Origin of the sequence: Afipia birgiae 34632, from assembly GCF_000308295.2 — a bacterium.
Lineage (GTDB): Bacteria > Pseudomonadota > Alphaproteobacteria > Rhizobiales > Xanthobacteraceae > Afipia > Afipia birgiae.
On record NZ_HG326654.1, the window covers coordinates 764759 to 790248 of the forward strand.

Consider the following 25490-nt stretch of genomic DNA (forward strand, 5'->3'; position numbering starts at 1 on the left):
GATCGCGCGGCGGTCCATTGGACTGAAGCGCGGCGGCACGACGGGCGGCATCGGCTTCGACCCGGCGCACCGCATCTTCGAGCGCCAGCCGCTCACGGGTGATTTCGGCTTCACTCAATGCGGGCTGCACGCCGCGCAGCTGGGAAATCAGGGCCGTCCGTGCGCGCTCATAGAGCGCACGACGTTGTTCGCCGGGAGCACTGGGGTCCAGTCCGGCGATGGCACGGGCTATGAGCGGATAGTAATCAGCCATTCTGGTCCAGTTTGCAGGATTCTCCCCGAACCCTGTACTTAAAAAACGTCAATCAACAGAACACAGTCAACACGCTACAGGCGATCTTTTGCGCAAGCACGGCCCGATCCGAAAACCGGGTCCCACTTTTCGGGGCCACGCTTATGCCTCAAACGGGTTTTGCACGAGGATAGTATCCTCGCGTTCCGGGCTGGTGGAAAGCAGCGCAATCGGGCAGCCGACCAATTCCTCGACCCGGCGAACATACTTGATGGCTTGCGCCGGCAGATCCGCCCACGACCGGGCGTTGGCCGTCGGCTCTTTCCAGCCTTCGATGGTTTCATAGATCGGCACGACGCGCGCCTGGGCGCCCTCACCGGCCGGCAGATGATCGATCTCCTTGCCGTCGAGCGTATAGCCGACACAGACCTGGATCTCATCGAAGCCGTCGAGGATGTCGAGCTTGGTCAGCGCGAGACCATGAATGCCGCAGGTCCGGGCCGTCTGCCGCACCAGCACGGCATCGAACCAGCCGCAGCGGCGCTTGCGTCCCGTGTTGACGCCGAATTCCTTGCCGCGCTGGCCGATCAGTTCGCCGATCTCGTTGGTCAGTTCGGTCGGGAACGGGCCTTGCCCGACGCGAGTCGTATAGGCCTTGCAGATGCCGAGCACATAACCGACCGAACTCGGGCCCATGCCGGTGCCGGTCGCGGCCTGCGCCGCCACGGTGTTGGACGAGGTGACGTAGGGATAGGTGCCGTGATCGACATCGAGCAGCGCGCCCTGCGCGCCCTCGAACAGGATGCGCTTGCCTTCGCGGCGCTTGTGGTCGAGCAGGTTCCACACCGAATCCGCGAACGGCAGCACCTGCGGCGCAACCGCCATCAACTCGGACAGGACGTCTTTGCCATCGATCTCGGGCAGGTTCAGGCCGCGACGCAGCGCGTTGTGATGTGTCAGCAGGCGGTCGATCTTGTGCGGCAACGTATCGGGGTCGGCGAGATCCATCAGCCGGATCGCCCGGCGGCCGACCTTGTCTTCATAGGCCGGGCCGATGCCGCGCTGGGTGGTGCCGATGGCGTTAGCCTTGCTGGCGTTCTCCCGCACCGAATCCAGTTCGCGATGCAGCGGCAGGATCAGCGTGACGTTCTCGGCGATGCGCAGATTGTCGCGCGTGATGGACACGTCCTGGCTGCGGAGCTTGTCGAGTTCGGCGAGAAAGGCTTGCGGGTCGAACACCACGCCGTTGCCGATGACCGACAGCTTCGACGGCCGCAGCACGCCCGAGGGGAGCAGCGCGAGCTTGTAGGTCTTGCCGTTGATGACGAGCGTATGGCCGGCATTGTGGCCGCCCTGAAAGCGAACGACGATGTCGGCTTGCTCCGACAACCAGTCGACGATCTTGCCTTTCCCTTCGTCGCCCCACTGGGCGCCGACGACAACAACGTTAGCCATTTCCAGACATTCTCCCGCAACCCGCAAATCCGCTCGAATTCCAGCCGGCAGAATTCCAGCGCCTTGCAGCTTGGGTGGCGCGCTAGCGAGGCATGTCACCGGATAACGGATGCGCGCAGGGGACGCAAGCGCCAACGGGTATCGATGCTCGCGCCGAATGGGGTGCAAACCATTGATATCCCCAAATAATTCTGGATAGCCCCAGCCATCCTTGCAAAGTCTCCAATTCGCCACCGACATAAACAGCCTCGCACGGCGTTCTCCCGTCAAACTGCGGAGTTTTCACTCCTGGTTGAGGGGGGAGCGAGGAAGGCCCACCTGGCCTTCGCTTGACGGCGCCTGTCGGGATTGCTGCTTCGCTCGCAATGGCAAGGCGATGCAGGCAAGCGCCAATTCGCGCGTTGCCCGCATGGTGCAATGGAGCAATCCGGGATTGGCGGTTGTGACGGTGCGAAATATCGGCACAACTTGACGCACCCTCTTTCCCAAAGCCCCATGACCGTCGCCGATCCGCCCTTGCGCAAGCCCTCGCCGGCCAGTTGGCTTTTCAATCAGCCCTATTTGATGCTCAGCCTGATGTCGCTGTTCTGGGCGATGAACATCGTGCTCGGCCGTTTCGTCGCGGGTCATGTGCCGCCATTCGCCCTCACATTCAGCCGCTGGGCCGGGACATTTCTTGTACTCGTTCCTTTCGCCTGGCCCTACCTCGTGCGCGACTGGCCGGTGATCCGAAAGAACCTGCCGCTGTTGCTGCTGCTCGCGTTTACCGGCTTCGCGTTCAACAACGCGCTGTCGTACTGGGGCCTGCAACACACCCAGGCCCTGAACGCGCTGCTGATCCAGTCGTCGGGGCCGCTGTTCGTCGCGCTGTGGTCGCTGATGCTGTTCGGCGTGAGGCTGTCATGGATGCAGGCGGCCGGCATCCTCGTCTCGCTGCTCGGTGTGCTTGTCATCGTCCTGCGCGGAGATCTCGCCGCGCTGGCAGCGATCCAGGTCAACGCCGGCGACATCAGTTTCGCCGCCGCGCTGTTCGTGTTCGGGCTGTACTCCGCCCTGATGCCGAAACGTCCGAGGATCAATCCGCTGTCGCTGATCGCCTTCACCACCGGCATGGGCGCGGTGATGCTGGTGCCGCTGGTGGGATGGGAAATCTCCACCGGCGATCATTTGAAATTTGATACGCTCACAATATCGACGGTCGTGTTCGTCGTGCTGTTTCCCTCGACGCTGGCCTACATCTTCTTCAACCGCGGCATCGAACTGATCGGACCTAACCGCGCCGCGCCGTTCTTCCATCTGGTGCCGGTGTTCGGCTCGGTGATGGCGATCGTGCTGCTCGGCGAAAAGCCGGAGCTGTTTCATCTGGTGGGCTACGTGCTGGTGCTGGCGGGTATTTTCACCGCATCGCGGCGCGGATCGGCCGGGAAACGTCCCGCTTCCTAGTGGAGTGGATTTGACATTCACGCCCCCCCCCGGCAGCGAGTCCTCAAGCGAATGTCAAATCCAAAACTCCACTAGAAACTTATATTTGCCAGTGGTCCTTTGATTCTAACATTTGCAGGAATGCCTGCTGAAACGGGGTGCGAATGTTAGAATCGGACCACTGACTGGCAATTCGCCAGGACTTCGCGCAATCTCTGCCCCAAGCGAACGGCGCAGGTCACCGATGACCTGACGATCGGCGCATAAAGAATCGACAGGGCGGAGACACCATCAATGAACTTTCTGAAATCAACGATTTCGCCAATGGCCGCGGCGCTCGCGGTTGCCGCAGGCGCTCTGGCTGCCGGACCGTCGTCCGCGCAGACGGCCTGGCCCGCGCCGGGCAAGAACATCACGCTGGTGCTGCCGTTCGCGGCGGGAAGCGGCACCGACAGCACCACGCGCCTGATCTCGAAGGAACTCGCCACCGGGCTCGGCGCCAACATCGTGATCGATAACAAACCCGGCGCCAACGGTTCGATCGCGGCGAGTTATGTCGCGCGTTCGGAGCCGGACGGCTACACGATTTTCGTCACGACCAATACGTCGCACTCGGCCAATCCGTATCTCCTGAAGAACATGACGTACGATCCGATCAAGGATTTCACGCCGATCGCGCGCACCGGCGACCTGCCGTTCATGCTGGTGATCAATCCCGAAATCCCGGCCAAGTCGGTCGCCGAACTGGTCGCGCTCGCCAAGGCGAATCCCGGCAAGTACTCCTACGCCAGCGGCAGCTCGTCGGCGATTGTCTCCGGCGCGACCTTCGCGACGCTGGCCGGCATCGATCTGCTTCACGTGCCCTACAAGAGTTCGCCGCCGGCGCTGACCGACGTGATCGCCGGCCGGGTCTCCATGATGTTCGTGGACGTGCCGACCGGCCTGCCGCACGTCAACGCCAATGCACTGAAGGCGCTGGCGGTGACCACGATGAAGCGTTCCGCGCTGTTGCCCAATCTTCCCACGATGGACGAAGCCGGCGTGAAGGGCTTCGACATCACGTCATGGCAGGGCTATCTCGGCCCCGCCAACATGCCGAAGGATATCGTGACGAAGCTGAATGCGGAGATCCGCAAGGTGATCGAGCGGCCCGACATGCAGAAGGAACTGGCCGGCCGCGGCATGGAGGCATTTTCCGGCACGCCCGAGAGCTTCGACAAGTTCCTGAAGGAGCAGCTCGTGGTGTGGGAAAAGCTGATCCGCGAAGCCAAGATCGAGAAGCAGTAGTTTTATCCCTCCCCCTTGTGGGGAGGGTGGCTGGCCCAAATCCTTTTATTTGGGCCAGTCGGGTGGGGGATTTTTTAGAAGCACTGGCGGCGCTGGCCCCCCACCCTGACCGGCTATGCCGGTCTTCCCTCCCCACAAGGGGGAGGGAGAAGACGAACGCGGCCGTTAAGCCGCCCGCACCTTGCCGAGGAATTCGTCCACCGCCGAGCGCAGCATGCCCGATTGCTGGTCGAGATCGCGGGCGCTGGTAAGAACGACCGACGCCGCATTGCCGGTGGCCGAAGCCGCCGCGCTGACGCCGCCGATGTGATCGCTGATCTCGGCGGAGCCCGCCGCCACCGACTGAATGTTGCGCGCGATCTCCCGGGTAGCGGCGCCCTGTTCTTCAACGGCGCTGGAGATATTCAGCGTGATCTCGCTCATGCGCGCGATCGTCGCGGTGATGCCGCCGATCGACGTCACCGCATCGTTGGTCGTCGCCTGCATCGCTGCGACCTGAGCCGAAATCTCTTCGGTTGCCTTGGCGGTCTGGGTGGCCAGCGCCTTCACTTCCGATGCGACGACGGCGAAACCGCGCCCCGCCTCACCCGCGCGCGCCGCCTCGATGGTGGCGTTGAGCGCAAGCAGATTGGTCTGCGCTGCGATACTGTGAATGAGCTGCACCACCTCGCCGATCTTTTCGGCGCCGCTGGAAAGAACCTGCACCGTCGCGTTGGTGCGCTCGGCATCGGCCACGGCCTTGCTCGCGATCTCATTCGACTGATTGACCTGGCGGGAGATTTCCGCGACCGAACTGGACAGTTCCTCGGCGGCGGCCGCCACCGTACCGACGTCGTTCGATGCCTTCTCCGAAGCCGATCCCACGGTCGCCGCGCGGGCGCTCGCGTCCGTCGCCGAATGGGTCATCGATTGCGCTGTGGTCTGCATGCCGGCCGCAGACGATGCCACCGAACGCACGATACCGTTCACGCTGCTCTCGAATTCCAGGGCGATCGCATGCATTGCGTTCGTGCGTTCCTCCGCCGCCCGCTTCCGCGTCTCGGCGTCGGTGCTTTCAAGGTCACGCATGCGCAGCGCGTTGTCCTTGAACACCTGCACCGTCTCCGCCATGGCGCCGATCTCGTCGCGCCGGCCGATGCCCGGTATCTCCTCCTCAAGCCGGCCATCAGCCAGCGTCTTCATGCGCGCGCCGAGCTGGCCGAGCGGACGGGTAATGCTGCGGCCGATGAACCAGGCCACCGCGCCGGAAATCACGCCGATACCAAGGATCGCGGCGCCCAGCGCCATTGCGATCTGCATCAGCTTGGCGTCGAGGTCGTCGACATATGCGCCGGTGCCGACGAACATATTCCAGCCGGGAATTCCGGCGGCATAGGAGACTTTCGGGGCCAGTTCGGGCTGGCCCGGCTTCTGCCAAAAGTAATGGATCGTGACGTCGCCCTTGGCGGCAACACCGTCGCGCATTTCACGGGTGGACTTGCGCCCGTTCACCTCATTGTCGAGATGGCTGGTGCCGATCTGCTTCGGATTGAGCACCGCAACCGCAATGCCCTCCATTGTGTAGACGAACATGTAGCCCGCGCCGTTGTCGTAAGTCATGTTCTGGACCCGCTGGACCCACTGCTCGATCGCAGCGTCCTTGGTCAGCTTCCCGGCATCCACCTGCTTCTGGTATCCGATGGCCATGTTCTTGGCAGTATCGACGATCGCACGGAGCTGCTCCTTCCGCGCGCTGAACATTTCGTTCTGCATCATGCGGGCGGCAAAAAAGCCTGCGGCACACAGACCAATCAGAGTGACGCACACCAGAACGCCCAGCTTCAGGGCAACGGGCCAGTTATTCAAAAATTTCACGCGGCTTCTCCGGGAAAATTGGCGCGGACGCGCCACAAGCAAGAAGTAAGAATTCACTTCCTTTATAGGAAGATTGTTGAATCTTTCTTACCCGTCGTCCGCCTGGCGCCCACGGCTGGCATTCGAGACACTGAGACAAAAAGGCGCGGCTGCCTTCCAGCAGCCGCGCCTGTTGTGTGTTCGATGGTATTCGATGCTTCCGGATCAGCACCGGAGGATCGCTCTCCTCAGCGGAGAGATTACGCCGCCCGCACCGCCGTGCCGGTCGCGGCGGCCGCCGCGCTGACGCCGCCGATGTGATCGCTGATCTCGGTCGATCCCGCCGCCACCGACTGGATGTTGCGCGCGATCTCCCGCGTAGCGGGCGCCCTGCTTTTCGACGGCGCTGGAGATATTCGGCCCTAAAAGGTCAGCACCTTGGCCTGCTTGACCTGCGGCAACGCCGCCACCTTGGCGAGAACATCGGCCGGCACCGCGCCGTCGACTTCGACCAGCGCGATGGCGTCGCCGCCCTGCTCGTTACGGCCGAGATGGAAGGTCGCGATGTTGATCTTGGCGTCGCCGAGCAGCGAGGCGAACTTGCCGATGAAACCCGGCTTGTCCTCGTTGGTGATGTAGATCATCGACTTGCCGAACTCCGCATCGACGCGGATGCCCTTGATGTCCACGAGGCGCGGCTTTCCGTCGTGATAGACCGTGCCGGACACCGACCGCTCCTGCCGTTCGGTCGTAACGGTGACCGTGATCAGGCTTTCATAGTCGCTCCGTGCGGCACGAGTCACCTCATCCACCACCATGCCGCGCTCCTTCGCCACCACCGGCGCGGAAACGACGTTGACGTCGCCCAGCATCGGCCGCAGCAGCCCGGTCAGCGCCGCCGAGGTCAGCGCCTTGATCTTCATGTCCGCGACCACGCCTTCATAGGTGATCGTGACCTTGGCGATGCCGGTCTCGGTCAGCTGGCCCGCGAATGAGCCGAGCTTTTCGGCCAGTTCAATAAAGGGCTTCAGCTTCGGCGCTTCCTCCGCCGTGATCGAGGGGAAGTTGACGGCGTTGGAGATCGCGCCAGTCAAAAGGTAATCCGACATCTGTTCGGCGACCTGCAACGCGACGTTTTCCTGCGCTTCCGTAGTGGATGCGCCCAGATGCGGCGTGCAGATGACGTTGGGATGACCGAACAGCACGTTGGTCTTGGCCGGCTCCTCCACGAACACGTCGAAGGCGGCGCCCGCGACCTGCTTGGAATTCAGCGCATCGACCAGCGCCTGCTCATCGACCAGACCGCCGCGCGCGCAATTGATGATGCGCACGCCCTTCTTCATCTTGGCGAGCGAGGCCGCATCGATGATGTTCTTGGTCTTGTCGGTCAGCGGGGTGTGCAGCGTGATGAAGTCGGCGCGCTTGAACAGATCCTCAAGCTCGACCTTCTCGACGCCGATGTCCTTGGCGCGCTCCGGCGACAGGAACGGATCGAACGCGATGACCTTCATGCGCAGCCCAAGCGCGCGGTCGGCGACGATCGAGCCGATGTTGCCGGCGCCGATCACGCCGAGGGTCTTGGCGGTGATCTCGACGCCCATAAAGCGGTTCTTTTCCCACTTGCCGGCCTGGGTCGAGGCATCGGCGGCGGGAATTTCGCGGGCCAGCGCCAGCATCAGCGTGATGGCATGTTCAGCGGTGGTGATCGAATTTCCGAACGGCGTGTTCATCACGATGATGCCCTTGGCCGTGGCGGCCGGGATCTCGACGTTGTCGACGCCGATGCCGGCGCGGCCGATCACCTTCAACCTTGTCGCCTTCTCGAGGATCTTCGCCGTCGCCTTGGTGGCGGAGCGGATCGCGAGGCCGTCATAGTTGCCGATAATCCCGGCGAGCTTGTCCTTGTCCTTGCCGAGATCCGGCTGGAAATCGACCTCGACGCCGCGATCCTTGAAGATCTGCACCGCGGCAGGAGACAACGCATCGGAAATGAGTACTTTGGGTTTGGACATGGAAGCTCCAATCAGAAATTTGGGGGGCGCGGCCGGTTCTGCCGCGTCTCGATGATTTCGTAGTGTTGGGATGTCGCGTCGAAGCGCGACAGCACGGCACGCGCCTTGTCAGGCACGACGCCTTCTTCGTAGTTCGGCCCGGCGAAGGCGATCACCGCGTCGAGCGTCTCGAACGTCATGATGGTGACGAACTCGACCTCCACGCCGGCATCACGCCGCAGAAGCTGAATGTCGTGGAAGCCCGCGACCTTGCGCGCGAGAATCCCGGGGAAGATTTCCGTCCGCAGCAGACGTTCGTAAACGTCTGCGTTCGCGGGCGTGGTCCAACCATGCCAGATGCGCGAGATCATGAGGGCCTCCGAAGCGGAGAACCCCTCCCCCATTATGGGAGAGGGAGACGTCATCTTTGGAAAATCACGCCGCCTTGGCGAGCGAAGCCTTGGTCTCGGCGAACGCCCAGTCGATCCACTGCGTCAGGACCTCGACGTCCCTGGCCTCAACCGTCGCGCCGCACCAGATGCGAAGACCCGCAGGCGCATCGCGATAATGCGCGAAGTCGTAACCGGCGCCTTCTTTCTCGACCGCAGCGACGAGCTTCTTGGCGAAATCCGCCTGCGCATCGGCGGACAGCGCCGTGATCGCCGGATCGACGACCTTCATGCACACCGAGGTGTTGGAGCGGATTGCCGGATCGGCCGCGAGGAAATCCACCCACGGCGTCCTGGCCTTCCAGTCCGCCAGCACCTTGGTGCTGGCATCGGCGCGCGCGATCAGCGCCTTGAGACCGCCAACAGACTTGGCCCAGTTCAACGCATCGAGATAGTCCTCGACGCAGAGCATCGACGGCGTGTTGATGGTTTCGCCCTCGAAGATGCCGGCATTGAGCTTGCCGCCCTTGGTCATGCGGAAGATCTTCGGCAGCGGCCACGGCGGCGTATAGCTCTCGAGCCGGGCGACAGCGCGCGGCGACAGGATCAACATGCCGTGCGCAGCCTCGCCGCCCAGCGCCTTCTGCCAGGAGAAGGTCACGACATCGAGCTTCGGCCAGTCGAGCGGCTGCGCGAACGCGGCGGAGGTAGCGTCGCAGATCGTCAGACCTTCGCGGTCGTCGCGGATCCAGTCGGCGTTCGGAACCCGCACGCCGGAGGTGGTGCCGTTCCAGGTGAACACGATGTCCGAGTTCTTGTCGGCTTTCGACAGATCCGGAATCTCGCCGTAGCCCGCGTGGAGCTTGACGACGTCCTTGAGCTTCAATTCCTTGACGATGTCGCTGACCCAGCCTTCGCCGAAGGATTCCCATGCAATGGTGGTGACGGGGCGCGGCCCGAGCAGCGACCACAGCGCCATCTCGACGGCGCCGGTGTCGGACGCCGGCACGATGCCGATCTTGTAGTCGGCGGGAACTTCAAGCACTTCGCGCGTCAGTTCGATCGCGAGCTTGAGCTTGGCCTTGCCGACCTTCGCGCGATGCGAACGGCCGAGCGCTGCGTCCTTGAGATTTTGGGGGTTCCAGCCGGGGCGCTTGGCGCAGGGGCCGGACGAAAAATGCGGCACGTTAGGCCGCGAAGCGGGCTTCGCTACAGTCATCGTCTATCCTTCCAGATAGTGAGCCTCCCGTTGGGGGGAGGTGTCCCGCCGCCGTCAATATGGGAGCTTCCTGTTTTCGTCAAGAAACTTCGCCCTTCCCCGTTCACAAGGCTGGGATGCAACGGGACAAGCAGCAGTGACGAAGCGGCTCCCTCTCCCCGTAAACGGGCGAGGTAATAAAGGATCAAAGCCCCAGCACCTTCTCGGAATCCGCAACCCAGCGCCGCACCGAGGCATAGCCGTCGAGGTGAAAGCCGCCTTCATGGGCGACGCGGGTATAGGCCAGCAGCGCCACGTCCGCGAGCGACAGCGCGTCGCCGACCAGAAACCGTGTGTCGTGAAGCTGATGCTCCATTCGCGCCAGCGCGAAGTAACCGCGTTTGACCTTCTCGGGATCAAGGTCGCCCTGCGACTGGCCGAGGTAGAACATCTGGAAGCGGCAAACCGCGAGGTAAGGCTCATGGCTGTACTGTTCCCAGAACAGCCACTCGTCCATTTTCGCCGCGAGAAAGGCCTCTGCGGGGATCAGATCGGTGCCGCGCGCCAGATAACGGATGATGGCGTTGGATTGCGCCAGCGTGCGCCCGTCGTCGAGCTCGAGCACAGGCACCTGCCCCGCCCCGTTGAGCTTGAGAAACTCCGGCGTGCGGCTTTCATTCTTCAGGGTATCGATCTCGACCCAGGTGTAGCGGCGCGAAAGCCTGTCACACACCCATTTCACCTTCAGGCAATTACCGGATTTCAGGTCACCATAGATTTTCATGACCGCACCTTCCCGATGGCCGCCGCCTTGAGACGAACGACAGCACAACAGGCGATACGGCCCCTGTCAACGACAGGAACCGCAGGAATTGCGCAAGAAAAAATTGCAGACGACGGATCAATCAGAACCGGTAGCCGAGACCGCCGCGCACGGTATTGATGCTGGTATCGATGGGGCCGACGAACTTGAGATACTCCCACTCGCCGCGCATGAACAGGCCGCCGGCGAGCATCACATCGACACCGAGACCCGCTGCATAACCGTAGATGAAGCGATTGCTCTGGCCTTCGGTCTGACTGACCGAGAAAGGAACAACAGTGTTTGGAGGAGCAATTTGCACTTGCGTGCCCGAAACGGTCGCACTCTTAAAGACGTCGGCCCGGCCGAGCGAAACACCGCCGAACGCATAGGGCAGGAAACTGCCCCAGGCGTATCCGGCGCGCGCGCGGATCGATCCCATGTCCTTGATCGTGAAACTCGACTTGGCGGAATAGTCCACGAAGTTGGTAGAACCTCCCGCAACGAAGAACCGCGACATCGTGCCTGAATCGCTACCGCCGAAATTGCCATGCATGTAATTGGCTTCAATGCCAAGCACGACGTCATCCCACTGCGAGTTGTAGCCGACGAAACCGCCGACGCCATCGCCCCGCTGCGATTTCCTGCCCATGACCGGCCACTCGGAAACCCGGCCAACGTTTTCGATCGCGGTATTCACCAGAAGTTTGGCTACGATATCCTGCGTCGTGCCGGCGAAATTCATATCCGACGAACCGGTCCCCGCCTGTCCGCCGACGTAGAAGCCCTGCCATCGCGGGATCACTCCGTCGCGAAAGCCTCCGCGCAGGACCGGGAGATCGGTCAGGTCGGGCAAGTCCGCGGCATGCGCGCCGTGCGCCGCCGTAACCAGAGCCATCGCCAAAACAATTCGACGCATCACGAACTCCGTCATAAACGCTTAACTACGTTCGATGATGCCGCGTTAACCTTAATCAATCGTTCCCGCCGCACGCTTCGCACAAAAGAAACGGCGCGCCGCGCCAAAAAGAAAACGGCGCGGAAAGATCCGCGCCGTTGAAGTTGTTCCGGAGGGAAGAAGAAAAATTCCGATCAGCCCTTGCGCATGAGCGGAGGCATCGGCGGCGCGTAAACCGGAGCCGGATCGAGCGCCCAGCGCACGCCGAACTTCAGATCGTGCGAGGTGATTTCCTTGAACTGCATGGGAACGCCTCGGGTGAAACCATCATAGGTCGAGACCGCTCCGGTGGTGCCGTCGCCGAGATTCATGTAGCTGTAACCGAGTTCGATGGTCATCGCCGGATTGACCTTGTAGGCCAGACCAGCGTGAGCGGCCCATGCGAAGTTCCACTTGGATGCAGCAGGCGCGCTGGCATAACTCGCAAACGGGCCGCCGAAGAAGGGCACACCGCCGGCATAGCCAATATTGATCGCACCGTTATCCGTGTAGTCCGCGATACTGACGCGGGCCATGCCGACGCCGGCGCCGATGAACGGCGTCACGCTCCACCAAGTGCCAAGATCGACATAGCCATTGGCCATCACCACCCACTCGGACTTGGTGCCGGTGTAGTTGTTCACGCCGTCGCCAATGAGACCGCCGCCCGCAGGGAAGGTTATGAGATCGGTGCCCTTGAAGTTCGAATTGCCACGGTATTGACCGGTGATGTCACCGCGCAGCCAGTTATTGAACTGGTAGCCGATGCCGATCTGGTAGATACCCGCGGTATCGAACGAGCCCGTCTGATTGAGTGAGAGAAGGTCCCGCGCGTTGCGGTTGTCGCCCATCTCGAAGCGCTTCACCTTCTGATTGCTGAATCCGATATCGCCGCGCAGATACCATCCGCCGAAATCTTCGACCGGAGGCGGAATGTAGGGCGGCGGCATCGGGAGATCGGCAGCGAAGGCCGCCGAGGAAAGCAATGACGCCGCTCCTGCGGCAAGCAAATTCTTCAGAGTACGCATTGGGTCCGGTCCTTTCGTCCGGTGAGGCAAACGCAAGTCCTCACTCACAAAACTCATGGCCGGACGATGCCATCAAATGCTTAAGCGGCACTTAACCCTAATTCTTAACCGCGATTTTTAATCTGGCTTAAGCAAGACGGTAAACGTTTACACAACGCGCGCGGCGGCGCGCGCCACAAATCCTAATGATGTGTTGATGGGTGAGTCAGAGATGCTGACGAAGTGACGGCCATGGCCACATGGTCACGACTTGCATTCGTCATTGCGAGGAGCACTTGCGACGAAGCAATCCAGAATCTGTGACAAAGACTGGATTGCTTCGCTTCGCTCGCAATGACGAAGCGAGCGTCAGAGCTTGCGGCGTTTCATCTGCGGCAGGAAGATTGCGAGCAAACCGATCGCCGGCAGGAATGCGCAGACCTGATAGACGAAGTTGATGTCCTTCCAGTCCGCGACCTGACCGAGCACCGCGGCGCCGATGCCGCCGAAACCGAACGCCATGCCGTAGAACAGTCCGGAGATCATGCCGAGGCGGTGCGGCATCAGCTCCTGCGCATAGACGATGATCGCGGGCGTCGCCGACGAGATGATGAAGCCGATCACGATGCTCAGCACCGCATTCCAGTAGAGATCGACGTAGGGCAGCGCCAGCGTGAACGGCAGCGCACCGATGATCGAAAACCAGATCACGTACTTGCGGCCGAAGCGATCACCGAGCGGACCGCCGAAGAATACGCCGACCGCGCTCGCGCCCAGAAACAGGAACAGATAAATCTGAGACGCCTGGGTGCTGACACCAAATTTTTGCATCAGAAAGAAGGTGTAATAGCTGCCGATGCTCGCGGTGTAGAACGTCTTCGAAAACAGCAGCACCATCAGCACGGTGAGCGCGACCATGGTGCGCGCCGAAGACGGCCCGTCTTCCGGCAGGGACGTATGAGCGCCCTTGCGCTGCGCGATGCGCGGCTCGTACCAGCGCCCGATCTGCCACAGCACAACGATCGCGAGCGCCGCGACCAGCGAGAACCACGCGATGCTGCCCTGCCCGAACGGCACGATGATCAGCGCCGCGAGCACAGGGCCGATCGCCGTGCCCAGATTGCCGCCGACCTGAAACACCGATTGCGCCATGCCGACGCGGCCGCCAGACGCCATGCGCGCGATGCGTGAGGATTCCGGATGGAAGACGGCGGAGCCGGTGCCGACAAGGCCGGCGGCCAGCAGGATCACCCAGTAATGATGCGCGACGCTGAGCAGGATCAATCCCGCAAAGGTGAAGCCCATGCCGAGCGCGAGCGAGAACGGCTTCGGATACTTGTCGGTGTAGGCGCCGATCACCGGCTGCAACAGCGACGACGTGAACATGAAGGCCAGCGTGATCATGCCGATCTGGCCGAAGTCGAGCGCGTAGTTGTCCTTCAGGATCGGATAGACCGACGGGATCAGCGACTGCATCAGGTCGTTGAGGAGATGCGAGAAGCTGATGGCGCCGATGACGGCGAAAGCAGGCGCGGCCGGCGCCGGCGCCGCCGGTGCATCCACGACGATAGGTGCAACAAGGGTGTCTTCAGACAAAATAACGGGCTTGTTCACGGCAGCTTCCCGGCAAATTCAAAATCGAATGCACCACGAAATACAAATCCAGCGGCAATCCCACCAGTCGCGATTGACCATGGCTGATGTGCCGGATTGGCGAGACTGCGGCGGGAAAAGGCCTGCGTCGTCCCGGCGAATGCCGGGACCCATAACCACGAAGCCCTCAATTGGGCCACGTGATTTGGACATCCTTTCGCAACACAACACCGACAGGGAGTGTGGGTCCCGGCATTCGCCGGGACGACATCGGGTTTTACGCCGCCGCCGATGCCGTTCCCAGGGCCGAGACGATCATGTCGACGGCTTCCTCGACGAGGTCGCGGTTGTCGCCCTCGCCCATCACGCGGATGACCGGCTCGGTCCCGCTTGGGCGGATCAGCAGACGGCCGCAGCCGTTCAGGCGTTTCTCGGCATCGACGATCGCGGACTTGACCGTCGGATTGTCGAGCGGCTTGCCGTTGCGGTAGCGCACGTTTTTGAGGATCTGCGGCATCGGCTCGAAGCGGTGGCAGACTTCCGAGACCGGACGGCCCAGGCGCTGGACCACGGCCAGAACCTGAAGCGCTGCAACGAAGCCGTCGCCCGTGGTCGCGAAGTCGGACATAATGATGTGACCCGACGGTTCGCCGCCGAGGTTGTAGCCACCCTTCAGCATCTGCTCGAGCACGTAACGGTCGCCGACCGGCGTGCGCAGCAGTTCGATGCCCTGCTCCTTCAGATAGCGTTCCAGACCGAGATTGGACATCACGGTGGCGACGATGCCGGGCTTGGCCAGCCGTCCATCGTCCTTCCAGCTCTGCGCGATCACCGCGAGAAGCTGGTCGCCATCGACCACATGGCCGCGCTCGTCGACGATGATGACGCGATCGGCGTCGCCATCGAGCGCGATGCCGATGTCGGCACGCATCTCGCGCACCTTGCGCGACAGCGCTTCCGGCGAGGTCGAACCGCAATCCTTGTTGATGTTGAAACCATCCGGCTCGACGCCGATGGAGATAACATCAGCTCCCAATTCCCACAGCGCTTCCGGCACCACCTTGTAGGCTGCACCGTTGGCGCAATCGACCACGACGCGAAGGCCGTCGAGGCTGAGATCGCGCGGCAGGGTGCGCTTGGCAAATTCGATGTAGCGGTCATGGACGCCGTCGATGCGGCGGGCGCGGCCGAGACTGGCGCTCTGGGCGAGCCGCTTGTCGAGGTTCTCGTCCATCAACTGTTCGATCTGCGTTTCGACATCGTCGGACAGCTTGAAACCGGCAGGGCCGAACAGCTTGATGCCGTTGTCGTCGAACAGATTGTGCGACGCTGAAATCATCACGCCGAGATCGGCGCGCATCGACTTGGTCAGCATAGCGACGGCCGGCGTCGGCATCGGGCCGAGCAGCAGCACGTCCATGCCCACCGAGGTGAAGCCCGCCACCATGGCGTTCTCGATCATGTAACCCGACAGGCGGGTGTCCTTGCCGATCACCACGCGATGACGATGGTCGCCGCGCTGAAACACCAGCCCGGCCGCCTGCCCGACCTTGAGAGCCAGCTCAGGCGTGATCAGACCATTGGCGCGGCCACGAATGCCGTCGGTCCCGAAATATTTGCGCACCATGAATTCCCCCGCTCCGCCGCGTCTCCGGCCAGGTCCCCGTAAAGCACCTGTTTGGCTCTGGCGAACGCCCCATTATAGCGGAGAGCAGATTATAAAGCCTCTGCGGGCGGGAATCCTTCAAATAATATGATGAATCATTACCGCCGGGCCAGATACGGAATTCGACGTATCTAATTGATAAGAATAGAGTTTTATATTTCCATTCCTTCATGAGAGACAGATGCTCCCCGGAAAGCGGTGGGCGACATGCCAAAGCGCATACGAAAGCGGCGGGTGAAATAAGCCGCGTCAGTAAACCCGCAGGCACCGGCGATATCCCCAATCCCCATCTGCTCGTGCCGGATGTCGGTCAGCATGCGCCGCGCCTTCTGCAACCGCAATTCAGCGACACGCTCGGTGAAACCGCATCCGCTGTCCTGCAGGAGAGTCTGCACGTAACGGGCTGAAAGCCGCTGCTGTCTCACGATCGAATCCAGCGAAAATTCCGGATCGTCGAAATGGGCCTCGATCTGCGCGAGGATCGTCCGCAGGCGGGCCGCGCGCAAGCCGCGCATCCGCGCCAATTCGATTCCGTCGCGATTCGGGCCGATCGCCAGAGCGATCAGATCGAGAAGGGAATTGCCGATGTGTTCGGCCAGAGCCGGATCATCACCAGCAGTCCCCTCTTCGGAAAGAAAACGCGCATAGCGCTGCAAATGCTTCATGGCTTCGCTTTGCGAATCCAGAGGCATGGCGACCAGATCCTCGACATTGCGCACGAGGGATCGCAGACGATGGCGCTCCACCGTGAACGCCGTCCAGAGATGGTCTTTCCCGTGCCGGCAATCGCCTGGCTCATAGTAATTCAGGAGAGCCGACGTGCCCGGCTGCACCACAAGCTCGCGGCCGCACTGATGGACTTCAATCGGCGAATGTCCGCAGTTGAAGAACAGAAACAACTCGTCGCGCGCATCCCGCCGCAGCTCATGCCGCGTCCGGCGCGCGCGTATCAGGGCTCCTTCGAACCATCCGGTCGCCACCGGGCCGAACTGGGCAAACTCAAGACGTGCGGTGAAAGGCCGGTCTTCCGCGCGGGTGAAGTCAAGCAAGCCGTATTGCGCCGAGTACAGATCGCGCCACAAACCAAAGCGCTGGCGGTCATCAAAAGCGGCTGGCAGTTGATCCGACGAAAAAAGCATCTTTCCCGTCATGTCGCTCGTTCCTTTTTCGTGACGGGCCCAGAATTGCCAGACGTTCGCGGAGTTGAAAGCGCAATCTGAAGCAAGCCGCTGTGGCAATTTATCACTGCCGTCCGCCGCTGTTTCGCATGACGCAAGAATCCAACTCGATTGCGCAATCGTCCGCATGTACGTGGCGCGGAGGTCACACATACGGGAAACGCGCCGCGTGTGCGCAGCAGTCCGTATCTGTTGCGGCGATGTGCAAGTGTCCCGGCAATATCCGCCTTAGGGTGCTTCCGACTGCTCCCGTCCGGAGCTCTTCTCAGGAACCGCAAATGATTCCACGCACACCACACCCGACGGCGATCGCGCTGCTGCTGTCCCTTTCCGGAACGACGCTCGCCAGCGCAGCCGACCTCGCGCCGGTTTACAAGGCTCCGCCGTCTGTACCCTCATGGTCCGGCTTCTATGCGGGCCTCAATGCAGGTTATGCATTCGGCGATGCCCACACCGCGCTGCCGTTCAACGGTCCCGCAGTGACATCCACCTATGACGGCTTCATCGGCGGCGGGCAGATCGGATTCAACTGGCAGACAGGCGCGGCAGTTTTCGGACTGGAAGCAGACATCCAATATGCCGACGTCAAGGGAAGCGAAATCCTTCCGGGCACAACGGTCACCGCTTCGAATACATTGGACTGGTTCGGGACAGCGCGGGCACGCGCCGGTTTCGCATTCAACAGCGTACTGCCTTATGTCACTGGCGGCTTTGCCTTCGGACGAAACGCCTATCAGTTTACGGATATCACAACAGGGAACGGGGCCGGAGGCACGGCAACACATACCGGATGGGCGATCGGCGGCGGGATCGAATTTGCCGTGCGCGAAGCATGGAGCCTAAAGCTCGAATATCTGCACGTCGATCTTGGAAGTCAGAATACCGTTAGAGGCATTCCCTTCGCCAATGAGGTCACTCCCATCGACCTCAAGTTTGACCTTGTGCGCATGGGCGCGAATTATCGCTTCTGATGCGACGCATCACACGAAAAAGGGCGCTCCGTTCCGCGGAGCGCCCTTTTCTGATTCCGATGTCGGACCAGTGACTGCAGCCGATCGGCCATTGCTGGTAATATAATACAGATCAACTCTTCCGCTTGATGTCCTGATCGTGCCTGGACGGCGGCGGCTGGGTGACATTCACCGGATCGGAGCCCGGAAATGATTCCTCCAGCCCCTTCTCAAGGGCATCGTCGAGCTTCTTTTTCTCCGGGTCTTTCGGCTTGTTGTCGTTTTTCGGCTTGGTGTCGGCGCCGGCCATGATCTGCTCCTGCGTGGGTTCGCGGGGTCAAACGTCCGGCGACGACCCATGTTCCGGCACAGATCAGCGCGGCTGGCCGCTCACTTTTCGGCGTCGGGCTCGACGTGCTGGTCCGGCTGGGTCAGCTTGACCGGGTCGGAGGCGGGGAAGGTGTCCCTCAAGGCTTCATCCAGCTCTTCGTCCAGCTTGCGCTTTTCGGCTTCAGCCTTTTTGACGGCTTCCGGATCAGCCTTTTTCGTGGTCATGACGATCTCCCGGGCGGGCGGCTGTTTGCGCGCGCCTCAACCATGATAGATGATCGTCTCAATAATAAATTCAATGACGTGAGGATGCGTCCATGAAGAACATTACCTGCATCGAGGACCTGCGGCAGATTCACAAGCGCCGCGTGCCGAAGCCCTTCTTCGACTACGTGGACGGCGGCTCCTATGCGGAAGAAACCCTGCGCGCCAATATCAGCGACATGCAGAAGTACAAGTTTCGCCAGCGCATCCTTGTGGACGTCTCCAAACGCGAACTGAACACCACTATCCTCGGCGAGCCCGCCGCGATGCCGCTGATCCTCGCGCCGGTCGGCTCGACCGGAATGCAGTATGGCGACGGCGAGATCTACGCCTGCCGCGCAGCGCAGGCGCTCGGCATTCCCTACACGCTCTCGACCATGTCGATCTGCTCGATCGAGGACGTCGCGGCGAATGTCGACAAGCCGTTCTGGTTTCAGCTTTACGTCATGAAGGATCGCGGCTTCGCGAAATCACTCATTGAACGCGCCATCGCCGCGAAATGCAGCGCCCTGGTGCTGACCGTCGATCTGCAGGTGCTCGGGCAGCGCCACGCCGACGTCAAGAACGGCCTGTCGGTGCCGCCGAAACTGCTGACGCTGAAGAACATCATCGATTTCGCCACCAAACCTGCATGGGTCTCGGGCATCCTCAAAGGCAAGAGCCGGAATTTCGGCAACATCGCCGGTCATGTCGCAGGATCGCAGGATCTCGGCTCGGTTTCCGAATGGGTCGCCTCGCAGTTCGACACCACGCTGAACTGGAAGGATGTCGAATGGATCCGCAGCATCTGGCCGGGCAAGCTCATCATCAAGGGCATCCTCGACGTCGCGGATGCGCGCGAGGCGGTGAAGACCGGCGCGGAAGCGATCGTGGTCTCGAACCACGGCGGCCGCCAGCTCGACGGCGCGCCATCATCGATCTCGGTGCTGCCGGAGATCGTGCAGGACGTCGGCTCGCAAACTGAAATCATGTTCGACGGCGGCATCCGGTCCGGTCAGGACGTGATGCGCGCGCTGGCGCTCGGCGCGAAGTCCTGCATGATCGGCCGCGCTTACATCTACGGTCTCGGAGCCGGCGGACAGGCCGGCGTGACCATGGCGCTCGATCTGATCGGCAAGGAGCTCAACACCACGATGGGCCTGTGCGGCATCAACCGCGTCGACGAAATCGATCGCCGCGTGCTGACCGATTACCTGCAGACCAATGCGGTGAGCAGCCCGCGGAATTGACGTCATTGCGAGCGAAGCGAAGCAATCCAGAGCAGCACATAATAAGACTGGATTGCTTCGTCGCTACGCTCCTCGCAATGACGACTCGCAACGAAGCTTGCACGTCTTACTGACAGCTCCAGGACGTGGTCACCTTGTCCTCGGCCATCGTCGCCGTGCAGGCCTTCTGCTGAATCTCGTCAGAGCCTTGCGCCTTCAGCTTCACCGAACCGACCAGTTCGCGCGGGCCGCGACGAAGCATCGTGATTTCGGTCGCCGTGATGTTTTTCGCGGCGTAGTCCGCGCGCATCCGCTCCTTCAGATTATCGATCGACGCCGGATTGAAACCCTGCGTACCCTGATAGACGGTCCAGGCGCTGTAGAGCACAAGCGCGAGCGCCGCGAGGACAATGAATTTTCCGGTTCTGTTCACATCAATTCCCGTATTGAGGATGCCGCTTTAACTTCGCGCCCGGCGAAGCTGAAGGGCGCGTTTCGACGCAGCCAATCAGCTTTTGGCGACCAGATCCGCCTCGACCAGCGCCCGCAGTTCCGCCGTCACTGCGGGGCGCCTGCCGAACCACAACTCGAACCCGCGTACCGCCTGATGCAGCAGCATGCCGAGGCCGTCGGCGGTTTTCAGGCCACGCGCCCTGGCCGTCTTCAGCAGATCGGTTTCCAATGGCACATACACCAGATCGGCGACGGTCGCACCTGACGGAAGCGCACCGACATCGATATCGAGCGGCGGCTGTCCCTTCATGCCGAGCGACGTGGTGTTCACCAGCAGTTTCGCGCGCGGCAGCACATTGTTGACGGCGTCCCATGCCAGCGGCTGCACCTGCGCGCCGAACTGGTCCGCCAGCAATTGCGTCCGCGACGCGGTGCGGTTCGCAAGATGCACGCGCTTGATGCCGCGTTCGATCAATCCGAAGATCACTGCGCGCGACGATCCGCCCGCACCCAGCACCAGCACCTCGTCCGCGCTGTCCCATCCCGGTGCGCTGGCGTCGAGATTGCCGATGAAGCCTTCGACATCAGTGTTGGTCGATTGCAATGCGCCGTTGTTGAAATAGAGCGTGTTGGCAGCGCCCACCGCCTTCGCCCGCGCATCGGGGGACGACAGAGCAAGCGCCTGCTCCTTGTGCGGGATGGTGACGTTCGCGCCCTTGTAACCGCGCGCCGCAAGATTTCCGATGAAATCCGCGAATGCAGCCGGCTCCACCGCTTCGATACGATAATCGCCGTCGATGCCGAAGGACGTCAGCCAGTATTTGTGGATCAGCGGCGAGCGCGAATGCGCCGCGGGCCAGCCGATCAGACATGCCGCTGGGATGACGCTCATAGGAGACTCCGGTTCGACCTGATCGGCAATATGCCAGAATGGCATATTGCCGGGTCAAATCACGCGCCCCCCGGCGCTGTCAATCGCTTGATCTCGGAGACGGCGCTCGCGATGTCGGAGCGGTATTTCGCCTGCGGCGGCCGCGCGCCATAGGACAGCAGCGTTCGCCGTACACCTGGCGATGCGCCAGTGATGAACACCCGCACGCCCTGACGCCGCGCCTTGGCCGCGATCTGCGCGATGGCATTCGCCGCGGTGGAATCCAGGAGCGGTACCGCCTTGAAGTCAATCACCAGCGCCTTGTAGCCGGACAGGCGATCGAGCACCGATGCGACGGCAGCCACCGCGCCGAAGAAGAATGCGCCGCTGATGCGATAGACCATGATGTCGCGGTCCGCAGCGAGGGCGGGATCGTAGCGTTCGCGGTCGCCGTTTGACCTGTCGGCCTTGTCGTCGACGGTGAGCGGCGCATAAGTGTCGATGCCGGTGATCTGCGACATGCGATGGATGAACAGCAACGCGCCAAGCGCGAAACCGACCACGATGCCTTCGGTGAGATCGCGGAACACCGTGAGCAGGAATGTCGCGAGCAACACGACGGCATCGCCCCATGACGAGCGAATGAGTGTCGCGAACTCGTGTTTCTCCGCCATGTTCCACGCCACCACGGCGAGCACCCCCGCTAGCGTCGCCAGCGGAATGTAGCTCGCCAAAGGCGCAGCCAGCAGCATGAACGCCAGCAGGAACACCGAATGCAGCATGCCCGCCACCGGCCCGCGTGCGCCGGCGCGAACATTGGTGGCGGTGCGCGCGATGGTGCCTGTGACGCAGATACCGCCGAAGACAGCCGAGCCGATATTGGCGAAGCCCTGCGCCACCAGTTCAGAGTTGGAGCGATGGCGGCGGCCGGTCATGCCGTCGGCGACTACAGCGGACAACAGCGACTCGATGGCGCCGAGCAGCGCGAAAGCCATCGCGTCGGGCAGGACAGCCTGAATCTTCGCCAGCGTGATAACGGGAAGCGACGGAGCCGGAAACGATTGCGGAATGCCGCCAAAGCGCGTGCCGATGGTTTCCACCGGCAGTGCCAGCAGCGCCGCCGCTACACCGGTAACGACGACCGCGATCAGCATGCCGGGCCAGGTCGGACGCAGTTTCCGCAAACCGGAGATGATCGCGATGGTCGCGACCGAGATCGCCACCGCCGCAACATTCGTGGTGCCGATGGCGCGTCCCAGTGTTTCAAGCTTCGGAATCAGTTCGCCGGGTTCCTGGCCCGCAAGCGTGAGGCCGAGCAGATCGCGAATCTGGCTGGCAAAGATGATGACGGCAATCCCTGCGGTGAAGCCCACCGTCACCGGATAGGGAATGAACTTGATGTAGGTGCCGAGCCGCAGGAATCCGGCAGCGACCAGAATCAGTCCGGCGATCATCGTCGCCAGCAGCACGCCGTCGATTCCGTGACGCGCCATCGATGCCGCAACCAGCACGATAAACGCGCCGGCGGGGCCGCCGATCTGAAACCGGCTTCCGCCGAGCAACGAGACAAGGAAGCCGCCGAAGATTGCTGCGTAAAGTCCGCGGTCAGGCGTAGTGCCGGAGGCGATCGCAATGGCCATCGACAACGGCAGCGCGACGATGGCGACGGTCAGACCCGCGGCCACGTCGGCGCGAAGTACATCAAGGCTGTAGCCTTCCCGCAGGACCGTGACGAATTTCGGCGTGTAAAGTTCGGCGAATGTCGGCTGCGGCTGGCTCGACTGTGAACTCGATGCGTCCATGTGTCCTGCGCCTCACACGGCGTTGCCGCGCTTTATCGCCGGCGCATGGCCGGCCCTAACTTTGTTCGATCCGCACCGGCGCGGGTTCCTTCAACCGCACGCCGCGTCCACCGCTTTCGCTGCGCGCGTTGTCGCCGATCAGGTCGATGCCCGCGCGGTTCAGCGCATCGACGACCTTGGTCAGCGAATCCACAATGCCCCGCACATTGCCGCCGCTGGCTTCCATCCGCTGGATGGTCGGAAGCGACACGCCGGACAATGCCGCGAGAGTCTTTTGGTCGATGCCCAGAAGTGCCCGCGCAGCCCGCATTTGCGATGACGTGATCAATGCCAGAATTCCATGTTGGGAGACCAGAATGCAAGTATAAAGCGGCTTAAGTGATGTATTATACATCACTTAAGCCGCTTGTATCCTTCAACTTTGCGCGATCTGACCACCACCACCACCGGCAACCCCTCACCTCTCCACGCGCGGGGAGAGGTGAAGACTGCGGGCTTTCTCGTCCGGCCTACGCAGCCGCGCGATGCGCGGCGATGATCTGATCCGCCGCGCGGCCGGTTACTTCCGACATGTGGTCGAACTGCCGGGTGAAGCCGCCCGCGCCGGCCGTGGCGGATCGCACCTCCACGATCAGATCGCCGATCTCCGCTTCAGGCATCATCGCCCGCACCAGATCCCAGCCGGTCCAGCCTTCGCGGGTATCGAAGCCGAGAATTTGGCCGCGCCGCCCGGACAGGATGGAGTTGATCTTCGCAGTCGCGTCGGTCGGGCAAACGATCTCGACCACATGGATCGGCTCGAGCAGCACCGGCGCGCATTGCGGCAGGGCTTCGGTAACGCCGATCCTCGCCGCAGTCCGGAACGCCTGATCGGACGAGTCGACGCTGTGATAGGAGCCGTCCGTCAACGTCACCTCGATGTCGATCACCGGGAAGCCGAGCGGCCCGCGCGCAAGACCATCGCCTGCGCCCTCCTCGACCGCGCCGATATAGTTCTTCGGCACCGCGCCCCCGACGATCTTCTCGATGAACACGAAGCCGCTGCCGCGTGGCAGCGGCTTGATGGCCAGCACCACATCGCCGAACTGGCCGTGGCCGCCGGATTGCTTCTTGTGGCGTCCGCGCTGGGTGATCGTCTTGCGGATGGTCTCCTGATAGCCTACCGGCGGTGCGTGTTGCTTCACGCTGACGCCAAAGCGGTCTTGCAGGCGCTCGACCGCGACGCGCAGATGCATTTCGCCCTGCCCCCACAGCACCATCTGGTGGGTGAGCGGATTGTGGACGACGCTCAGCGACGGATCTTCCTCGACAAGGCGCGTCAGGGCTTGGCCGAGTTTGACGTCGTCCTTGCGATCCGTTGCTGCGAGCGCCGTTGCCAGCACGGGCGCGGTCGGCACGACGTCCACCAGCGTTTCAGGCGCGGTCTTGCCCGTCGTCAGCGTATCGCCGGTCTTCACCGCATCCAGCTTGCCGAGCGAAACGGTGTCACCCGCAACGGCTGATACACGCTTGGTGTCACTGCCGACATTCGGCGCAACAATTCCCGAGATGCGGCCAGCGCTGCCGCCTGAGGACTGCACGGTGTCGCCGTCGGCGACGTGGCCGCGCAGAATCCGCGTCAGCGACAGCTTGCCGCCATGCTGGAGGTGCGTGGTCTTCATGACGTAAGCGAGCGCCGTCTTCTCGTCGGAAGCGCCGAGCCGTTCGGCGGTTACCGTGACACCGGGCGCTTCGTGCCGCAGCGCCTTCATCAAACGCAGCACGCCGTTCTCGCGCGTCGCGCAGCCGAGCAGCACCGGGCATATCTGCCCTTCGCGCAGTTCGCTGGCGAGATCGTCGAACACCGCGTCGCGCGGCGGCGGAATGTCTTCCAGCAACTGTTCGAGCAGCCGGTCGTCATGATCGGCGAGCTTCTCCAGCATCGTAAGCCGGGCTTCCTTTTCGCGATCGAGATCGCCGGGTTCGAGATCGATCACCTCGGAGGGCATGTGCTCGCGATAGACGAAGGCGCGCTCCAGCGCGAGATCGACAAAACCGGCGATCAGATCGCCCTTCCAGATCGGAATCTGCCGCAACACCAGCGGCGTGCGCGACGCCGGCTGCAAGGTTGCCAGCGTTTCGCGGATGCGCTTGTTCGCCTTGTCGATCTTGTTCAGAAACAGGAAGCGCGGAATGCCGAGATCTTCCAGCTCGCGCATGATGAGTTGCAACTGCGGCAGCTTGCGCTCGTCGGCTTCGCACACAATCACTGCGGCATCGACCGCCGGCAGCGCCGCACGCATGTCATGGGCGAATTCGACCGAACCCGGACAATCGATAAAGGTGTAGCTGTCGCCCATGAACGTCGTGGTCGCAGCAGTCAGGCCAACGCTCATGCGATGGTGCCGCGCCTGCGGAGATGAATCCCCGATAGTGTTACACGCCTCGATGGTGCCTGCTTTGGGAATGGCCCCGGTCCGGGCCAGGATCGCTTCAAGTAACGTGGTCTTGCCACTCTGAAATGGGCCCACCAGCGCAATGCACCGGGGACCACGGGGACTTCTCAGGTTGTCTTGTCCCATCTGCCGTCTCCTGTCTGGAGCACGGCCCGCATCGAGCGAGTTCCGGCGAAGCATGTCCCTG

Annotated in this window: 22 protein-coding genes and 1 pseudogene; 4 read left to right on the forward strand and 19 right to left on the reverse strand. The window is 62.2% G+C overall.

Going from position 1 to position 25490, the window contains the following annotated elements; translation table 11 throughout:
* Positions 1-253, reverse strand: a pseudogene (locus tag BN32_RS22305) (hypothetical protein); the annotation flags it as partial.
* Positions 254-394: 141 nt separating this feature from the next.
* Positions 395-1687 carry an adenylosuccinate synthase gene (locus BN32_RS22310; RefSeq protein ID WP_019195794.1) on the reverse strand — a complete coding sequence of 431 codons (1293 nt, stop codon included), beginning with the start codon at positions 1685-1687 and terminating at the stop codon, positions 395-397.
* A gap of 495 nt (positions 1688-2182) precedes the next feature.
* On the opposite strand from BN32_RS22310, the gene BN32_RS22315 reads away from it, so the two are divergent.
* Positions 2183-3130, forward strand: coding sequence for a DMT family transporter (locus BN32_RS22315; protein ID WP_019195792.1), 948 nt, complete (start codon positions 2183-2185; stop codon positions 3128-3130).
* A 273-nt stretch (positions 3131-3403) separates the two neighbouring features.
* Positions 3404-4396: a Bug family tripartite tricarboxylate transporter substrate binding protein gene (locus BN32_RS22320; RefSeq protein WP_019195791.1), complete on the forward strand. Its 993-nt coding sequence runs from the start codon at positions 3404-3406 to the stop codon at positions 4394-4396.
* A 165-nt stretch (positions 4397-4561) separates the two neighbouring features.
* Here the strand turns inward: BN32_RS22320 and BN32_RS22325 are convergent, their stop codons facing one another.
* The 10 genes from BN32_RS22325 to BN32_RS22370 all read right to left on the reverse strand — a co-directional run bounded on the left by BN32_RS22325 (position 4562) and on the right by BN32_RS22370 (position 17119).
* A complete protein-coding gene (locus BN32_RS22325) occupies positions 4562-6250 on the reverse strand; it encodes a methyl-accepting chemotaxis protein (RefSeq protein WP_040427235.1) in 1689 nt (562 codons plus the stop codon).
* Positions 6251-6651: 401 nt separating this feature from the next.
* The gene (serA, locus tag BN32_RS22330) at positions 6652-8241 is read right to left on the reverse strand and encodes a phosphoglycerate dehydrogenase (protein WP_019195788.1); all 1590 of its coding nucleotides are present in this window, start codon (positions 8239-8241) and stop codon (positions 6652-6654) included.
* Positions 8242-8252: 11 nt separating this feature from the next.
* Positions 8253-8591 (reverse strand): hypothetical protein, encoded by a 339-nt coding sequence (locus BN32_RS22335; protein ID WP_019195787.1) that lies wholly within the window; start codon positions 8589-8591, stop codon positions 8253-8255.
* Positions 8592-8655: 64 nt separating this feature from the next.
* The gene (locus BN32_RS22340; RefSeq protein ID WP_040427237.1) at positions 8656-9828 is read right to left on the reverse strand and encodes a phosphoserine transaminase; all 1173 of its coding nucleotides are present in this window, start codon (positions 9826-9828) and stop codon (positions 8656-8658) included.
* 184 nt (positions 9829-10012) lie between these two features.
* Positions 10013-10591: a glutathione S-transferase family protein gene (locus BN32_RS22345; RefSeq protein ID WP_019195785.1), complete on the reverse strand. Its 579-nt coding sequence runs from the start codon at positions 10589-10591 to the stop codon at positions 10013-10015.
* Positions 10592-10712: 121 nt separating this feature from the next.
* The gene (locus BN32_RS22350) at positions 10713-11528 is read right to left on the reverse strand and encodes an outer membrane protein (RefSeq protein ID WP_040427467.1); all 816 of its coding nucleotides are present in this window, start codon (positions 11526-11528) and stop codon (positions 10713-10715) included.
* Between the two features lie 173 nt (positions 11529-11701).
* On the reverse strand, positions 11702-12574 hold the full coding sequence (locus tag BN32_RS22355) for an outer membrane protein (protein ID WP_019195783.1): 873 nt from the start codon (positions 12572-12574) through the stop codon (positions 11702-11704).
* A gap of 348 nt (positions 12575-12922) precedes the next feature.
* The gene (locus tag BN32_RS22360; RefSeq protein ID WP_019195782.1) at positions 12923-14167 is read right to left on the reverse strand and encodes an MFS transporter; all 1245 of its coding nucleotides are present in this window, start codon (positions 14165-14167) and stop codon (positions 12923-12925) included.
* 256 nt (positions 14168-14423) lie between these two features.
* Complete coding sequence (gene glmM, locus BN32_RS22365; protein WP_019195781.1) at positions 14424-15773, reverse strand: phosphoglucosamine mutase; 1350 nt, start codon at positions 15771-15773, stop codon at positions 14424-14426.
* Between the two features lie 191 nt (positions 15774-15964).
* Positions 15965-17119, reverse strand: a complete 1155-nt coding sequence (locus tag BN32_RS22370) for a helix-turn-helix domain-containing protein (protein WP_019195780.1) — start codon at positions 17117-17119, stop codon at positions 15965-15967.
* 149 nt (positions 17120-17268) lie between these two features.
* On the opposite strand from BN32_RS22370, the gene BN32_RS22375 reads away from it, so the two are divergent.
* Positions 17269-17961, forward strand: coding sequence for an outer membrane protein (locus BN32_RS22375; protein ID WP_019195779.1), 693 nt, complete (start codon positions 17269-17271; stop codon positions 17959-17961).
* Between the two features lie 112 nt (positions 17962-18073).
* Here BN32_RS22375 and BN32_RS27290 read toward each other — a convergent pair whose 3' ends face one another.
* Together BN32_RS27290 and BN32_RS27295 are read right to left on the reverse strand one after the other, a co-directional pair.
* Positions 18074-18250, reverse strand: a complete 177-nt coding sequence (locus BN32_RS27290) for a hypothetical protein (protein ID WP_019195778.1) — start codon at positions 18248-18250, stop codon at positions 18074-18076.
* An 80-nt stretch (positions 18251-18330) separates the two neighbouring features.
* Positions 18331-18495 carry a hypothetical protein gene (locus tag BN32_RS27295; protein ID WP_019195777.1) on the reverse strand — a complete coding sequence of 55 codons (165 nt, stop codon included), beginning with the start codon at positions 18493-18495 and terminating at the stop codon, positions 18331-18333.
* A 92-nt stretch (positions 18496-18587) separates the two neighbouring features.
* Between BN32_RS27295 and BN32_RS22380 the strand changes: the two genes are divergently transcribed.
* A complete protein-coding gene (locus BN32_RS22380) occupies positions 18588-19763 on the forward strand; it encodes an alpha-hydroxy acid oxidase (protein ID WP_019195776.1) in 1176 nt (391 codons plus the stop codon).
* 106 nt (positions 19764-19869) lie between these two features.
* Here the strand turns inward: BN32_RS22380 and BN32_RS22385 are convergent, their stop codons facing one another.
* The 5 genes from BN32_RS22385 to BN32_RS22405 form a co-directional block, all read right to left on the reverse strand.
* Entirely contained in the window at positions 19870-20175 is a 306-nt protein-coding gene (locus BN32_RS22385; RefSeq protein ID WP_019195775.1) for a hypothetical protein, read from the reverse strand.
* A 75-nt stretch (positions 20176-20250) separates the two neighbouring features.
* A complete protein-coding gene (locus BN32_RS22390) occupies positions 20251-21087 on the reverse strand; it encodes a shikimate dehydrogenase (RefSeq protein ID WP_040427469.1) in 837 nt (278 codons plus the stop codon).
* A 59-nt stretch (positions 21088-21146) separates the two neighbouring features.
* Complete coding sequence (locus BN32_RS22395) at positions 21147-22868, reverse strand: SulP family inorganic anion transporter (protein WP_019195773.1); 1722 nt, start codon at positions 22866-22868, stop codon at positions 21147-21149.
* Between the two features lie 55 nt (positions 22869-22923).
* A complete protein-coding gene (locus BN32_RS22400) occupies positions 22924-23196 on the reverse strand; it encodes a helix-turn-helix domain-containing protein (protein ID WP_040427240.1) in 273 nt (90 codons plus the stop codon).
* A gap of 181 nt (positions 23197-23377) precedes the next feature.
* Entirely contained in the window at positions 23378-25429 is a 2052-nt protein-coding gene (locus BN32_RS22405) for an elongation factor G (RefSeq protein WP_040427242.1), read from the reverse strand.
* Between the last annotated feature and the right edge of the window lie 61 nt (positions 25430-25490).

Excerpts from the sequence above, each read along its gene's own strand:
- BN32_RS22310 (WP_019195794.1), bottom strand. The coding sequence starts at position 1,687 with ATGGCTAACGTTGTTGTCGTCGGCGCCCAGTGGGGCGACGAAGGGAAA.
- BN32_RS22315 (WP_019195792.1), top strand. The coding sequence starts at position 2,183 with ATGACCGTCGCCGATCCGCCCTTGCGCAAGCCCTCGCCGGCCAGTTGG.
- BN32_RS22320 (WP_019195791.1), top strand. The coding sequence starts at position 3,404 with ATGAACTTTCTGAAATCAACGATTTCGCCAATGGCCGCGGCGCTCGCG.
- serA (WP_019195788.1), bottom strand. The coding sequence starts at position 8,241 with ATGTCCAAACCCAAAGTACTCATTTCCGATGCGTTGTCTCCTGCCGCG.
- BN32_RS22335 (WP_019195787.1), bottom strand. The coding sequence starts at position 8,591 with ATGATCTCGCGCATCTGGCATGGTTGGACCACGCCCGCGAACGCAGAC.
- BN32_RS22340 (WP_040427237.1), bottom strand. The coding sequence starts at position 9,828 with ATGACTGTAGCGAAGCCCGCTTCGCGGCCTAACGTGCCGCATTTTTCG.
- BN32_RS22345 (WP_019195785.1), bottom strand. The coding sequence starts at position 10,591 with ATGAAAATCTATGGTGACCTGAAATCCGGTAATTGCCTGAAGGTGAAA.
- BN32_RS22350 (WP_040427467.1), bottom strand. The coding sequence starts at position 11,528 with ATGCGTCGAATTGTTTTGGCGATGGCTCTGGTTACGGCGGCGCACGGC.
- BN32_RS22355 (WP_019195783.1), bottom strand. The coding sequence starts at position 12,574 with ATGCGTACTCTGAAGAATTTGCTTGCCGCAGGAGCGGCGTCATTGCTT.
- glmM (WP_019195781.1), bottom strand. The coding sequence starts at position 15,773 with ATGGTGCGCAAATATTTCGGGACCGACGGCATTCGTGGCCGCGCCAAT.
- BN32_RS22370 (WP_019195780.1), bottom strand. The coding sequence starts at position 17,119 with ATGCGGACGATTGCGCAATCGAGTTGGATTCTTGCGTCATGCGAAACA.
- BN32_RS22375 (WP_019195779.1), top strand. The coding sequence starts at position 17,269 with ATGATTCCACGCACACCACACCCGACGGCGATCGCGCTGCTGCTGTCC.
- BN32_RS27290 (WP_019195778.1), bottom strand. The coding sequence starts at position 18,250 with ATGGCCGGCGCCGACACCAAGCCGAAAAACGACAACAAGCCGAAAGAC.
- BN32_RS27295 (WP_019195777.1), bottom strand. The coding sequence starts at position 18,495 with ATGACCACGAAAAAGGCTGATCCGGAAGCCGTCAAAAAGGCTGAAGCC.
- BN32_RS22380 (WP_019195776.1), top strand. The coding sequence starts at position 18,588 with ATGAAGAACATTACCTGCATCGAGGACCTGCGGCAGATTCACAAGCGC.
- BN32_RS22390 (WP_040427469.1), bottom strand. The coding sequence starts at position 21,087 with ATGAGCGTCATCCCAGCGGCATGTCTGATCGGCTGGCCCGCGGCGCAT.
- BN32_RS22395 (WP_019195773.1), bottom strand. The coding sequence starts at position 22,868 with ATGGACGCATCGAGTTCACAGTCGAGCCAGCCGCAGCCGACATTCGCC.
- BN32_RS22405 (WP_040427242.1), bottom strand. The coding sequence starts at position 25,429 with ATGGGACAAGACAACCTGAGAAGTCCCCGTGGTCCCCGGTGCATTGCG.